Genomic DNA, 12,839 nt, shown 5'->3' with positions numbered 1-12,839 from the left:
GAGTGCGACAGAGCCAAGACCCGCGCGGGCGGCACGGTGCGACTGATGGACCTGCTGGACGACGCCGTGGCCGCCGCCCGCCGCGTCGTACAGGAGAAGAACTCCGATCTGCCCGCCGCCGAACTGGATTCGATTGCCGAGCAGTCCGGAATCGGCGCGGTGAAGTACGCCGACCTGTCCACCTCACGGGTGAAGGACTACACCTTCGACCTCGCCCGCATGACCGCCCTCACCGGCAACACGGCGGTCTACCTGCAATACGCGCACGCCCGCATCCGCTCCATCCTCCGCAAAGCGGGTGAACCCACCCCTGTGGTCGATGCCGGACAGGCGCTCGAACCGGCCGAACGCGCACTCGCGCTCGAGTTGGACGCGTACGGCAGCACGGTCATCGAAGTGGCGTCCACCCTGGAACCACACCGCCTGTGCGGCTACCTCTACGAGCTGGCCCGCGACTTCACCGCCTTCTACGACAACTGCCCGGTCCTGACCGCCGACGAACCGACCCGCACCAACCGCCTCGCCCTGTGCGCACTCACCGCCCGCACCTTGGCCCACGGCCTGAACCTACTAGCCATAAAAGCGCCCGAACGCATGTAAACCCTCGATCCAGCCCGCACGAGTGGCACATCGCTGCGGCGAATCGCGAGTAGACCTCTCGATGATGTGCCACTCGCGGGTTGGATCGGGGGTGCCTGGAGTGTCGGCGGGGTGGGCTAGTTGCCGGTCGAGCGGGTGGCGGCGGACAGGGAGTCGAATTCGTCGTCGGTCAAGGTGATTCGGGCGGCCGCGATGTTCTCCTCGACGTGCGCGACGCTGGAGGTTCCCGGGATCGGCAGCACCGCGGGGGAGCGGCGCAGCAGCCAGGCCAGAGCGAGTTGCGCGGGGCTCGCGCCGTGCTCGGCGGAGATGGCCGCCAGTGGGCCGCCGGGAGCGGCGAGTTCACCTGTGGCGATGGGGAACCACGGGATGAAGCCGATGTTCTCCTGCTCGGCGTAGTTCAGCACGTCCTCGTCGGCTCGGTTGGCCAGGTTGTACAGATTCTGCACCGAGACGATGGTGGCGATCTCGCGCGCCTGTCGCAGCTGCTCGACGTTCACCTGGGAGAGGCCGATATGCCGGATCTTGCCCTCCTGCTGGAGCGCTACGAGTTCGCCGAGCTGGTCGGCCAGCGGCACCTGGGGGTCGATGCGGTGCAACTGGTACAGATCGATCCGGTCGACGCCCAAGTGGCGCAGGCTGAGTTCGGCCTGCTGGCGCAGGTATTCGGGCCTGGCGACCGGACGCCACTCGTTGGGCCCCTGCCGCGTGAGCCCCGCCTTGGTGGCGATCACCACGTCCTCGCGATAGGGGTGCAGAGCCTTGCGGATCAGGTTCTCACTGACGAACGGGCCGTAGGAGTCGGCCGTATCGATGAAGTTCACGCCGAGTTCCACCGCGCGGCGCAGCACCCGTACCGCTTCATCCGGGTCCTTCGGATCGCCCCACACACCGGGGCCGGTCAACCGCATCGCGCCGTACCCGAGCCGGTGCACCGGAAGATCGCCGCCGATGGCAAAGGTGCCGGAGGCCGCCGCGGGCTGCGCGTCGAGGTTCGTGCTCATAAAGGATCTACCTTCCGAAGTCGGAGACTGCGTGAACGCTGCCCGAGTGTCGCAATGGCCCGGCGCGCTCTCCTGCCCCAACAGCGCTGTGGCGAGGTCGATTCCCGGCGCGGTGTTCGCCGGTGGCGTAATGCCCGCGCGACCCTGCCCTACGCCGCCGTTCGCTCGAACAAGATCACCTGCATCAGCCGGATCACGCGCCGGGGCGAGCACCAAGGGTCGTCGGAGCCGAAGCGTTCACCCAGGTCGACTACCAGGGCCAACGCGGCGTGCACCAGCAGGCGTGCCTCGGCCGCGGACAGCTCGGGCCGCACGCCGATCAGCAGTTTGGCCCACTCCTCGACATTGAGCCGCTGGATGTTGCGCAACACGGTGCGCTCCTCCGGCGGCACGTTGCTGATCTCGGCGTAGTAGACGAAGGTCAGCTCGCGTTCGGCGAACGAACCCGCAACGTACAGCTCGATCAGCGTATTCAGCGCGTGCTCGGGCGTCTCGGCGGCGGCGACGGCGGGCCCGATGGCGGCCGACACCCGTTCGGCCGCTCGGCGGAACGCCGCGGTGAGGATGTCGCCCTTGCCGCGGTAGAACCGGTACACCGCCGAGGAGGCGGGCAGCCCGGCGGCGGTGGCGATGTCCTCGACGCTGACGTTCGGGTATCCGCGCTGGTGGAACAGTTCGACCGCACGGGTCAGCAACAGTTCGTGCTTGAAGGTCAGCGGGATCTCGCTCGCGGTGAAGTTCTCGGCGTTGCCGGGAGGCGGCAGCTCGCACGCGGCGATCGCGTGGCAGGCCGCGGTCAGCCGCGCGGTGAGCGTGCGCACCGGGATCGAGACGTGGTGATCGCCGATGCTGCCGAGCATGCTCAGCTCCGCCGCGGCGAGCACGGCGCGGTCGGCCTTGGGCAGCGTGGGTCTGGTCGCGGCGAGCAGTGACGTGAGCGCCGCGTTCACGCAGGCGAGCTGATCGGTCAGGGTGGCCGCGTCGGCGTCCTCCAGGTAGCGCCGCTGCCAGCGCAGCAGCGCGGCGCTGCGCCGGTTGGCGATGGCGGCCGCGATCAGCACGTCGAGCACTCGTTCGAGTCGCTGCCCGGCGGGCAGGCCCGTGGTGTCCGGCAGTGTGGCCGCTTCCTTGCTGACCGCGCCCAGCCGCAGCACTTCCTCGCGGAACAGCGCGTACTTGCTCGGGTAGTGCCGGTACAGCGCCGCCGAACTGATGTCGAGCCGAGAGGCGATGTCCTCCATGCTGACGCCGTGGTAGCCCAGCGCGCCGAACGCCTCCGCCGACGCCTGCGCGATCTGCGCACGGCGGTCGCGCGGTCGGCGACGGATCACCCGTGCCGGTGTCCCGTCGGCCGCCTCGTCCGCAGCGCGGTCGTCCCGGGCACCCATGCGGCGATGGTAGCCCAACCCAATGCTTGGTACATCGCTGCCAACCCTGCTCGGCGACAAATGAATGGTAGATCACAAGAAGGCTGTGATCGGGCTTTCATATCGCACAATGCTTACGGCGGGGTAAGAATCGCTGATCACATATGCGGCTAGCGCGCGGGCCGGTCGAAGAGAATCAACTGCATCAGCAGACGCACTCGATCCTGGGCGGCCAATGATTCGTTGCCGAAGGAGCGGCCCAGATCGACGACTACCGCGAACGCCGCGTGGACGAGGATGCGCGCCTCGGCCGGAGTCAGCTCCGAGCGCACCTCGCGCAGCAACCTGGCCCACTCTTCCACGCTGAGCCGCTGGATATTCCGCAGCACCGTGCGTTCCTCGGCCGGAACGTGCTGGAACTCCGTGTAATACACGAAGGTGAGGGCGCGTTCGGCGAACGATCCCGTGACGTACTGGGCGATCAACGCGGTGAGCGCGTCCTCGGAATCGGTGGCCGCGGCCACGGCGGGGCCCACGGCGCCGGAGACCCGTTCGGCGGCCCTGCGGAACGCGGCGGCCAGGATGTCGCTCTTGCCCCGGTAGAACCGGTACACCGCCGACGCGGCCGACAGTCCGGCGGCGGTGGCGATGTCCTCGACGCTGACGTTCGGGTAGCCGCGCTCGTGGAACAGCTCGACCGCTTTGCGCAGCAGCAGTTCGTGTTTGAACGAGTCCGGGATCTCCACCACCGCGACCGGCTCGACCGCGCGCAGCGCGGGCAGCTTCGCGTGCGCGATCGACCAGCAGGCCGAATGCAGCAGGCGGGCAAGGGGTTTGGTGGGAAGGGCGGCATGGTGGTCGGCGATGCTGGTGATCGTGCTGAGCAGTGCGGCGCGCAGCACGCGCAGGTCCGCCTCGTCGAGCTCCGGGCGCAGCGCGGCCAGTTGACCGCCCAGCGCGCCGAGGACCGTGGCCTGCTGCTGGTTGAGCGTGGTCTGGTCGTCGGGCTCGAGGTAGCGGACCTCCCAGCGCACCAGCGTGACGGTGGGGCGGTTCTCGATCGTCACCGCGATGAGCGCATCGAGCACGTGCCGCAATCGCTGTTCGGCCGGCCAGTCCGCCGCCTCCTCGGGCAGCTCCACCGATTCGGTCATCGCCCGGCCCACGCGCAGCAGTTCCTCCCGGAACAACGCGTACTTGCTCGGATAGTGGCGGTACAGCGCCGCGGAACTGATCCCGAGCCCGGAGGCGATGTCGTCCATGCTCACGCCGTGGTAGCCCAGTGCGCCGAACGCGGCCGCCGACGCGGCCGCGATCTGTGCGCGCCGATTCTTCGGCCTGCGCCGGATCTCCCGAGGTGCCGAGTCGCCGCTGCTCGCCTTCCGCGCCGTACGGCGATTGTCGACACTCATGACGAACATCGTAACGACCTGGCCGTATGGCCGGGCCGGGCCGTGCCACGCCGATACCGCTCCCGGGGATGAGCGGCCCCCGGGAGCGGTACCTGTTCTCCGTCGCGCGTCGGCCCGCGGCAAGGCGGGATGTGCGTGCCGATGCGTCCGGAAGCCGACAGCCGGTCGCGGCCGAGCGTGGGGGCACCAGGAACACCGTGCCGTGACAGGATGTCGAACAGGGACAAACTTACACGAATATATCCGCACTACAAGTGATGATTCGGAAAAGAATTATTGTTCACATAATTCGGTCGCTTCGGGTACGGATGCCCACCCGGGCTCTACCGCGCGGCACTCTGGTGATGTTGCGGATCTTGCCGCGCTCGGGCCTGCTGTCCCGCGGAAGCGAGTGACGGAGCGGGATCTGCCGCAGCACGGTGGCGCCCTCCAGTAGCGAGAATCCCGCGCCGATGCACCGCCGCACGCCGCCGAACGGCAGCCGAGTGTTCGGCGCCACCTCGCCGTCGAGGTTCGGACTGAACACCGCGACGTCGGGATAGGCATCGGTGCGGTGGTGCGGTGGTGCGGTGGTGGCTATGGACCGGACGGTCGTCCGATGCCCTCGTTCGAAAACGTGTGGCTTGGTGGAGCCGAATGGGTCACGGCCGCGTCGGCGGAAACGGATTCAAGGCCCTTATTCGCCCGAATTCGGTTGTACCGGTGCGTCTTTCTGGTAAGGAGTTCACCATGGCGTTGGCTTTGCGCCCGGTGGACCCCATCCCGGTGCTCGGCGCCGTGATCGCCGCGGTGCGACGGATCACGGCGCGCTACCGGCTCACTCCGCAGGAGAAGCGCAACCTGGAGGCCGCCCGCGGCGCGCGGGCGGCGGTCTTCACCGCGTCCATCGGCGGGCGCGTCTATCGAAGATAGAACCAAATCCCCTGCAATACAGTGCAACTCGCCGAACTCAGCCGCGCCCCCCGGGCCGGATCGTGCCGTACCGGTCGAGCACGTCCGGGTTGTCCACGGCGCTGCGTTCGACGACGCGGCCCGGATGAACAGCTTCTCGATCGGCCACTTCCAGCTGTCGCGCGGGTGCCCGGGGAGGATGATCTAGCCCTGGCGGCGACCTTCGACATGGGTGCGGGAAAGCGCGGCGGTGCGCTGGCCGGTCGCCGCCGCGAGCCGTCCATAGTATTGCTTGAGAGGTTTGAACGGATATATTCTTGTATACATGAAGACGATGATCGACGTGAACGATGAAGCCCTAGCCCTCGCTGCCAAAGAACTGGGGACGACCACCAAGAAAGACACGGTGAACGCGGCGCTGGAATTCGTCGCCGAACGCAGACGCCGGATCGAACAGGTGCTGAACGATCCGTACGGGTTCGGGGTGGGGCCCGACATCGGTGATGCCGAGATAATGCGCGGGGCTCGTCGTTGAGCGAAACCACGCCTATTCGACTGCATCTCGTAGACACCTCCGCCAGTGCCAGGCTCGGGCACGAGCCGGTACGCGCGGTGATCGCCGGACTGATCGGTGATCGCGCGGCCGCGACCTGTGTCACGGTGGATCTGGAAGCCGGTTACTCCGGGCGCAACCTTGCCGACGTGCAGAACATCGCACAGCGCCGCCGCGCTCTCTATGTCAACCTGCCGATCAACGAAACGATCGCCGACCGTGCGCGCGAGGTCCAGCAACTGATGGCGCGCAGAGCCCACCACCGAGCGGCGGGGATCGTGGATCTGCTCACCGCTGCCGTCGCCGAGTTTCACGGGGCGGTACTAGTCCACTATGACGCGGATTTCGAACACATCGCGACGGTGACCAGGCAGCCCCATGTATGGGTGGTGCCACAGGGCAGCATCGACTAGGGGGTCGCGTCCCGTGCGCTCGACGTGGAAAGTCCGCCCGCACGGCAGCCGTACTCGAAAGCGAACTCAGCCGCGCCCCCCGGGCCGGACCGTGCCGTACCAGTCGAGCAGGTCCGGGTTGTCCACGGCGCTGCGTTCGACGACGCGGCTCGGGTCGGCGCCTTGGAACAGTTTCTTGATCGGCACCTCGAGCTTTTTGCCGGTGCGGGTATGTGGGATGCCGGGGGCGAGGATGATCTCGTCGGGCACGTGCCGGGGGGACACTTCGGTGCGGATGGTGCTGTTGATGCGCGCTTTCAGTTCGTCGGTGAGTTCCGCGCCGGGCGCCAGGACCACGAACAGCGGCATCCAATATTCGCCGTCGGGCTGCTCGGCCCCGATCACCAGCGCCTCGGCGATCTCCGGGAGCCGTTCGACGGACTGGTAGATGTCGGCGCTGCCCATCCGGATGCCGTGCCGGTTGAGCGTGGAGTCGGAGCGCCCGTGCACGACGACGCTGTGGTGGTCGGTGATGGTGATCCAGTCGCCGTGCCGCCAGACGCCGGGGAACATGTCGAAATACGCGTCGTGATAACGCTTTCCGTCCTCGTCGCGCCAGAACGCGACCGGCATGGAGGGCATCGGCGCCGTGACGACGAGTTCGCCCACCTCGCCGCGCACCGGCTGCCCGGCCGGGTCGTAGGCATCCAGCGCGACGCCGAGATAGGGCGCCGACAGCTCACCCGGCCACACCGGCACGGTGCGCACGCCGCCGATGAACGCCGACACCACGTCGGTGCCGCCGCTGATCGAGGAGACCTGCACGTGCTCGCCGACGTTCTCGCCCAGCCACAGCGCCGACGACGTGGGCAGCGATGAACCCGTGATACCGACCGTACGCAGCGCCGACAGGTCGTGATCGGTGCGCGGAACGGACCCCGCTTTGATGCACGCCAGCACGTAGCCGGGGCTGGCGCCCAGCACGGTGGCGCCGACCTCGGCCGCGATGCGCCACAGTGCGTCGGGGGCCGGTGCGGTGGGGCTGCCGTCGTAGGTGACGATGGTGGCCCCGGCCAGCAGGCCCGCGATCTGGAAGTTCCACATCATCCAGCTCGGGCTGGTGTACCAGAAGAAGGTGTCCTCGGGGCCGATGTCCGATTGCAGGGCAACCGCTTTGAGGTGTTCGAGCAGAACGCCGCCGTGGCCGTGCACGATGCCCTTGGGCAGGCCGGTGGTGCCGGAGGAGAACACGATCCACAGCGGATGGTCGAAGTTCACCGATTCCGTGGTGATCACCGGGGGCAGCGACTCGGTGCTGGTGATCGCGTCGTCCCACGAGGTCGCGTCCGGTACGTCCAGCCCGAGCCGGGAGACCGCGATCGTGCCCTTCAGCGAGGCCAGGCCCGCACGCAAGGCGGCGATGTCGTCGCGCTTGTCGTGCGCCTTGCCGCCGAAACGGTAGCCGTCGGCGGTGACCAGCACGGTCGGCTCCAGCTGCCCGAGCCGGTCCAGCGCGGCCTTCGGGGAATAGTCCTGCCCGCAGGCGCTCCACACCGCGCCGATGCTCGCCGTGGCCAGGAACGCGACCACCGCCTCCGGGATGTTCGGCAGATACCCGGCCACCCGGTCACCGGGATGTACACCGAGCGATCGCAATGTCTGTGCGAAAGACGCTGTGTGGTCGATCAATTCGGCCCAGGACACCTCCCGAATCGGAGCGTCCTCGCTGACCGCCTTGATCGCGGGCCGGTCGGTGCGCAGCTGCCGGATCACCTGATCTACGTAGTTGAGCCTGGTGCCGGGAAACCATTGCGCCCCCGGCATCTCGGCGCTCGCCAGCACTTCCCCCGCGATGTCGCCGAGCTCGAAGTAGTCCCACAGCGCATGCCAGAATCCGGCGAGATCCTCGACCGACCACTGCCACAGCGCGTGATAGTCGCCCGAATGCACGCCGGTGCGCTCCGCGACGAATCGCGCGAAGTCGGTGATCCTGGCCTCGGTGACATCCTGCTCGGTCGGCACCCACTGTGGTTGCATCGCATTCCTCCTGGCTGTGGAACTCGGTGATCAGGCGTGGTCGGCGCGCCGCACGATCTGCTCGGCGTGCCGGAACACGGGGCCATCGACCATCCTGCCCTCGAGGGCGAAGACCCCACGGTGCTTCGGCGCCTCCTCCAGCACCCGCCTGGCCCAGGCGAGCTCTTCTTCCGAGGGCGCGTAGGCGGCCCGCAGCACCGCCACCTGGCTCGGATGGATCGCGACCTTGGCGTCGAAGCCGACCGCGACCGCGTCCTCGGCTTCGGCGCGCAGGCCGTCCAGATCGCGAATGTTCAGATACACCGAGTCGAGCGCGAATTTGCCGAACGCCTTGGCGGCCAGCAGCGTGGCGGACCGCACGTGGCGGGCCACGTCGCGGTAGCTGCCGTCGGCGTGCCTGCTCCCGGCGCCGCCGAGCCCGGCCACCAGATCCTCCGCGCCCCACATGACGCCGATCGCGTTGCGCGCCGTCACCGCCTGGTTCACCGCGAGCGCACCGAGCGGCGACTCGATCAGGGCGATCACCTCGTAGTCCGACAGCGCCGTGATCTGTTCGGCCGACTCGCATTTCGACAGCATGAGCCGCCGGTAGGCGGTGTCGGCGAGCGCCGCCAGGTCGAGCGCGTGGTCCTCGGTGCCCGCCGCGTTGACCCGCACCACCGTGGTCTGCGGGTCCAGCGGGGTCTCCAGCAGCGCCTTGCGCGCCGCCGCCTTGTCGTGCGCGGCGACGCCGTCCTCCAGGTCGAGGATCACCACGTCCGCGGCCGCGGCCGCCTTCGTGAAGCGTTCCGGGCGATCCGCCGGGCAGAACAACCACGCCGGGCCCGCCATCTGCCAGCTCATGCTGCGTCCTTTCGTGTGTGAGCGCTCATGCCGTGTCCGCTGCTCATGAACCGGCCTCCGGGGCTTTGCGGACCAGCGTCTTGCGCACGGCCGTGGCGACGACGTCACCGTGCTGGTTGCGCGCCGTATGCGCGAAGGTCACGATGCCCTCGCCCGGACGGCTCTTCGACTCGCGCTTGTCGGTGACCACGGTCTCGGCGTACATGGTGTCGCCGTGGAACAGCGGCTTGGGAAACGACACCTCGGAGAAGCCGAGATTCGCCACGATGGTGCCCTGGGTCAGCTGCGCCACCGACAGCCCGATCAGCGTGGACAGGGTGAACATCGAGTTCACCAGCCGCTGGTTGAACGGTGGCAGCCGATCGCTGAACGCCGCGTCCAAGTGCAGCGCCTGGGTGTTCATCGTCAGCGTGGTGAACAGGACGTTGTCCGCCTCGGTGATGGTGCGGCCGGGGCGGTGCTCGTAGACCGCCTCGGTGTCGAACTCCTCGAACCACAGGCCGCGCTGCACGACCGTCCGCCGGGTCACAGGCCCAGCTCCCGTCCGATCAGCATCAGCTGCACCTCCGTCGTCCCCTCGCCGATCTCCAGGATCTTGCTGTCGCGATAGTGCCGGGCCACCGGGTACTCGTTCATGAAGCCGTAGCCGCCGAAGATCTGCGTCGCGTCGCGGGCATTGTCCATGGCGGCCTCGCTGGCCACCAGCTTCGCGATGGAGGCCTGCTTCTTGAACGGCTTGCCCGCCAGCATCAGCGCCGCCGCGTCGTAGTAGGCGGTGCGGGCGGCGTGCGCCCGCGCTTCCATCCTGGCGATCTTGAACGCGATGGCCTGGTTGCGCCCGATCGCCTGGCCGAACGCCTCGCGTTCCTTGGCATAGCGCACGCTCTCGTCCACACAGCCCTGCGCGGCGCCGACCGAGAGCGCGGCGATGGCGATGCGCCCCTCGTCGAGGATGCGCAGGAAGTTCGCGTAGCCGCGTCCGCGTTCGCCGAGCAGGTTCTCCTCGGGCACGCGCACGTCGGTGAAGCTGAGCGGATGGGTGTCGGAGGCGTTCCAGCCCACTTTGTTGTACGCGGGCTCGGCGACGAAACCGGGAGTGTCGGTCGGCACCAGGATGGTCGAGATCTCCTTCTTGCCACCGGCTTGCCCGGTCACCGCGGTCACCGTGACGAGCACGGTGATGTCGGTGCCGGAGTTGGTGATGAACTGCTTGCTGCCGTTGATGATCCACTCGCCGCCGTCGGCGACCGCGGTGGTCCTGGTGCCGCCCGCGTCGCTGCCCGCGCCCGGTTCGGTGAGCCCGAACGCGGCGAGGTTGCGGCCGCTGGTCAGCTGCGGCAGCCATTCCTGCTTCTGCTTGTCGTTGCCGAAGCGGTAGATCGGCATCGCGCCGAGCGAGACACCCGCCTCCAGCGTGATCGCCACGCTCTGGTCGACCTTGCCCAGTTCCTCGAGCGCCAGGCACAGCGCGAAGTAGTCGCCGCCCATGCCGCCGTACTCCTCCGGGAACGGCAGGCCGAACAAGCCCATCTCGGCCATCCCCGCGACCACCTCGTACGGGAAGGTGTGGTTGGCGTCGTGCTCGGCCGCCACCGGTGCGACCACCGACCGTGCGAAGTCGCGCACGGTCAGCGCGAGATCCCGGTACTCCTCCGGCAGCGTGCCGGTGGACAGGAAGTCGGTCATGTGGGGATTCCTTCTCGTTCGGCCTGTTCGGCGGGGTTCGTTGCGGCCTGCGCGACGACGCGCGCCAGCACTTGGTCGAGGCGCACCTGGGCGCCCGGCTCGACCAGTAGTTCCACGGTTCCGGTGACCGGCGCGGTGAGCGAGTGTTCCATCTTCATCGCCTCCACGATGACCACCGGATCGCCCGCGGCGACGGCGGCGCCCGAAGCGACCGGTACCGCGATCACCGAGCCCGGCATGGGGGAGCGGATCTCGGCGTCTCCCACGTGCTCGTCACCGCCGCGCACGTTGACCTCGGCCACTTCGCGCAGCGCCGCGATGCCGGACGGTCCGGCCACCCACAGCAGGCCGTCGTGTTCGGCGGCCCGGTAGGTGCGGCGCAGGCCGTCCAGGGTCAGGGTGAGCACGCCCGCATAGCGATCGGAAGCGGTGAAGGTCGCGGTGAGCGAGCGGGTTTCGCCCTCGCCCACCTCGACCGTGCCGCCGTCGGGCGTGCCCGAGACGTAGACGTGCTCGATCCGATCGCCGCCCGCCAGCCGGATCGGTGTGGGTGCGGTGGATCCGATCCGCCAGCCGGACGGAATGTCCCAGGGATCGCGCGGCGTGGCCGGCCAGCGGCGCAGCCAGTGCCAGGCCGCCGCGGCGACGAACTCGTCGTCGCCGACGGCGGCGGGACGGAAGTCGGCCACCCGCCGGTCCAGCAGGCCGGTGTCCAGCCGACCTTCGGCCACGTCCGGATCGGCCAGCAGGAAGCGCAGGAATTCGACATTGCTGGTCACGCCGAGCAGCACGGTGTCGGCCAGCGCCCGATCGAGTCTCGCGAGCGCGGCGGCGCGGTCACCGGCATGCGCGATGACCTTCGACAGCATCGGGTCGTAGTCGCTGCCGACGTGCGTGCCGATCCGCAAGCCCGAATCGACCCGCACCCCCTGGCCCTCGGGCTCGTCGAGGTCGAGCACCGTGCCGCCGGTGGGCAGGAACCCGCGCCCGGGGTCCTCGGCGTACACCCTGGCCTCGATCGCGTGCCCCACCATGCGGATGTCGTCCTGGGCCACCGCCAGCTTCTGCCCGGCCGCCACCCGGACCTGGCATTCCACCAGGTCGACCCCGGTGACCAGCTCGGTCACCGGATGTTCCACCTGCAGGCGGGTGTTCATCTCCATGAAGAAGAACTCGTCGGGCCGGTCGGCGGAGACGATGAACTCCACGGTGCCCGCGCCCACGTAGTCCACGCTGCGCGCGGTGTTGCAGGCGGCGGCGCCGATCCTGGCCCTGGTGGCCGCGTCCAGCAGCGGCGAGGGCGCCTCCTCGATCACCTTCTGGTGGCGGCGCTGCAAGCTGCATTCGCGCTCGCCCAGGTGCAGCACGTTGCCGAACTGGTCGGCCAGGATCTGCACCTCGATGTGCCGCGGCCGGGTGACGAACCGTTCCAGGAACAGCGTGTCGTCGCCGAACGCGGCGGCCGCCTCGCGCCGGGCGCTGCGCAGCGCCTCCGGCAGCCGGGCCGGATCGTCCACCCGGCGCATGCCCTTGCCTCCACCGCCCGCGGACGGCTTGACCAGCACCGGGTAGCCGACTTCGGCGGCCGCGGTGATCAGATCGTCGTCGGTCAAGCCGGGTGTGGCGATGCCGGGCACCACCGGGACACCGAACGCGGCCACCGTGTTCTTCGCGGTGATCTTGTCGCCCATCACCTCGATGGCGCGGGCGGGCGGGCCGAGGAAGACGATGCCCGCCTCGGCCAGCGCGGCAGCGAAAGCGGCGTTCTCCGAGAGGAATCCGTAGCCGGGGTGGACCGCTTGCGCACCGGTGCGCACGGCGGCGGCCACCACCCGGTCGATCGCGAGGTAGCTCTCCCTGGCGGGGGCCGGGCCGAGACGCACCGCCGTGTCGGCTTCGTGGACATGACGGGCGTCGGCGTCGGCATCGCTGTAGACGGCCACCGAGCGGATGCCCAGGGCGCGCAGTGTGCGGATCACCCGCACCGCGATCTCGCCGCGGTTGGCGACCAGCACGGTGTCGAATCCGACCGGAACAGATTTGTTCAGCATCGC

13 protein-coding genes are annotated in these 12,839 nt (G+C 68.9%); 4 read left to right on the top strand and 9 right to left on the bottom strand.

The features are described 5' to 3' along the window. Positions 1-600 (top strand): arginine--tRNA ligase domain-containing protein (gene argS / locus ON19_RS25970; protein ID WP_083899640.1); only part of this gene is annotated, 600 nt, incomplete at its 5' end. Positions 601-716: 116 nt separating this feature from the next. Here argS and ON19_RS25965 read toward each other — a convergent pair. The 4 genes from ON19_RS25965 to ON19_RS25950 form a co-directional block, all read right to left on the bottom strand. Continuing rightward, positions 717-1,604 (bottom strand): aldo/keto reductase, encoded by an 888-nt coding sequence (locus ON19_RS25965; protein ID WP_043698200.1) that lies wholly within the window; start codon positions 1,602-1,604, stop codon positions 717-719. 149 nt (positions 1,605-1,753) lie between these two features. Then, on the bottom strand, positions 1,754-2,992 hold the full coding sequence (locus ON19_RS25960) for a TetR/AcrR family transcriptional regulator (protein WP_043698197.1): 1,239 nt from the start codon (positions 2,990-2,992) through the stop codon (positions 1,754-1,756). Between the two features lie 149 nt (positions 2,993-3,141). Further along, positions 3,142-4,383 (bottom strand): TetR/AcrR family transcriptional regulator, encoded by a 1,242-nt coding sequence (locus ON19_RS25955; protein WP_043698336.1) that lies wholly within the window; start codon positions 4,381-4,383, stop codon positions 3,142-3,144. A gap of 280 nt (positions 4,384-4,663) precedes the next feature. After that, the gene (locus ON19_RS25950) at positions 4,664-4,909 is read right to left on the bottom strand and encodes a hypothetical protein (protein ID WP_043698194.1); all 246 of its coding nucleotides are present in this window, start codon (positions 4,907-4,909) and stop codon (positions 4,664-4,666) included. 203 nt (positions 4,910-5,112) lie between these two features. On the opposite strand from ON19_RS25950, the gene ON19_RS25945 reads away from it, so the two are divergent. The 3 genes from ON19_RS25945 to ON19_RS25935 all read left to right on the top strand — a co-directional run bounded on the left by ON19_RS25945 (position 5,113) and on the right by ON19_RS25935 (position 6,240). After that, positions 5,113-5,295 (top strand): hypothetical protein, encoded by a 183-nt coding sequence (locus ON19_RS25945; RefSeq protein ID WP_043698191.1) that lies wholly within the window; start codon positions 5,113-5,115, stop codon positions 5,293-5,295. 313 nt (positions 5,296-5,608) lie between these two features. Further along, on the top strand, positions 5,609-5,809 hold the full coding sequence (locus ON19_RS44550) for a type II toxin-antitoxin system VapB family antitoxin (RefSeq protein WP_043698333.1): 201 nt from the start codon (positions 5,609-5,611) through the stop codon (positions 5,807-5,809). Continuing rightward, positions 5,806-6,240 carry a PIN domain nuclease gene (locus ON19_RS25935; RefSeq protein WP_051169308.1) on the top strand — a complete coding sequence of 145 codons (435 nt, stop codon included), beginning with the start codon at positions 5,806-5,808 and terminating at the stop codon, positions 6,238-6,240. Before ON19_RS44550 ends, ON19_RS25935 begins: the two co-directional genes overlap by 4 nt. 66 nt (positions 6,241-6,306) lie before the next feature. Here ON19_RS25935 and ON19_RS25930 read toward each other — a convergent pair whose 3' ends face one another. The 5 genes from ON19_RS25930 to ON19_RS25910 are packed head-to-tail and all read right to left on the bottom strand — an operon-like array spanning position 6,307 to position 12,836. Then, a complete protein-coding gene (locus ON19_RS25930; protein WP_043698188.1) occupies positions 6,307-8,256 on the bottom strand; it encodes an acetoacetate--CoA ligase in 1,950 nt (649 codons plus the stop codon). 30 nt (positions 8,257-8,286) lie between these two features. Next, entirely contained in the window at positions 8,287-9,099 is an 813-nt protein-coding gene (locus tag ON19_RS25925) for an HpcH/HpaI aldolase/citrate lyase family protein (protein WP_043698185.1), read from the bottom strand. A 43-nt stretch (positions 9,100-9,142) separates the two neighbouring features. Next, positions 9,143-9,628 carry a MaoC family dehydratase gene (locus tag ON19_RS25920; RefSeq protein WP_043698182.1) on the bottom strand — a complete coding sequence of 162 codons (486 nt, stop codon included), beginning with the start codon at positions 9,626-9,628 and terminating at the stop codon, positions 9,143-9,145. Continuing rightward, a complete protein-coding gene (locus ON19_RS25915; protein ID WP_043698178.1) occupies positions 9,625-10,785 on the bottom strand; it encodes an acyl-CoA dehydrogenase family protein in 1,161 nt (386 codons plus the stop codon). Before ON19_RS25915 ends, ON19_RS25920 begins: the two co-directional genes overlap by 4 nt. Continuing rightward, positions 10,782-12,836, bottom strand: a complete 2,055-nt coding sequence (locus ON19_RS25910) for an acetyl/propionyl/methylcrotonyl-CoA carboxylase subunit alpha (RefSeq protein ID WP_043698326.1) — start codon at positions 12,834-12,836, stop codon at positions 10,782-10,784. Before ON19_RS25910 ends, ON19_RS25915 begins: the two co-directional genes overlap by 4 nt. Between the last annotated feature and the right edge of the window lie 3 nt (positions 12,837-12,839).

It is taken from the genome of Nocardia abscessus NBRC 100374 (assembly GCF_000308455.1).
Classification (GTDB): domain Bacteria; phylum Actinomycetota; class Actinomycetes; order Mycobacteriales; family Mycobacteriaceae; genus Nocardia; species Nocardia abscessus.
The sequence above is the reverse complement of the archived record's forward strand: the minus strand, read 5'-3'. Positions and strand labels throughout refer to the sequence as shown.

Excerpts from the sequence above, each read along its gene's own strand:
- ON19_RS25965 (WP_043698200.1), bottom strand. The coding sequence starts at position 1,604 with ATGAGCACGAACCTCGACGCGCAGCCCGCGGCGGCCTCCGGCACCTTT.
- ON19_RS25960 (WP_043698197.1), bottom strand. The coding sequence starts at position 2,992 with ATGGGTGCCCGGGACGACCGCGCTGCGGACGAGGCGGCCGACGGGACA.
- ON19_RS25955 (WP_043698336.1), bottom strand. The coding sequence starts at position 4,383 with ATGAGTGTCGACAATCGCCGTACGGCGCGGAAGGCGAGCAGCGGCGAC.
- ON19_RS25945 (WP_043698191.1), top strand. The coding sequence starts at position 5,113 with ATGGCGTTGGCTTTGCGCCCGGTGGACCCCATCCCGGTGCTCGGCGCC.
- ON19_RS44550 (WP_043698333.1), top strand. The coding sequence starts at position 5,609 with ATGATCGACGTGAACGATGAAGCCCTAGCCCTCGCTGCCAAAGAACTG.
- ON19_RS25930 (WP_043698188.1), bottom strand. The coding sequence starts at position 8,256 with ATGCAACCACAGTGGGTGCCGACCGAGCAGGATGTCACCGAGGCCAGG.
- ON19_RS25925 (WP_043698185.1), bottom strand. The coding sequence starts at position 9,099 with ATGAGCTGGCAGATGGCGGGCCCGGCGTGGTTGTTCTGCCCGGCGGAT.
- ON19_RS25915 (WP_043698178.1), bottom strand. The coding sequence starts at position 10,785 with ATGACCGACTTCCTGTCCACCGGCACGCTGCCGGAGGAGTACCGGGAT.
- ON19_RS25910 (WP_043698326.1), bottom strand. The coding sequence starts at position 12,836 with ATGCTGAACAAATCTGTTCCGGTCGGATTCGACACCGTGCTGGTCGCC.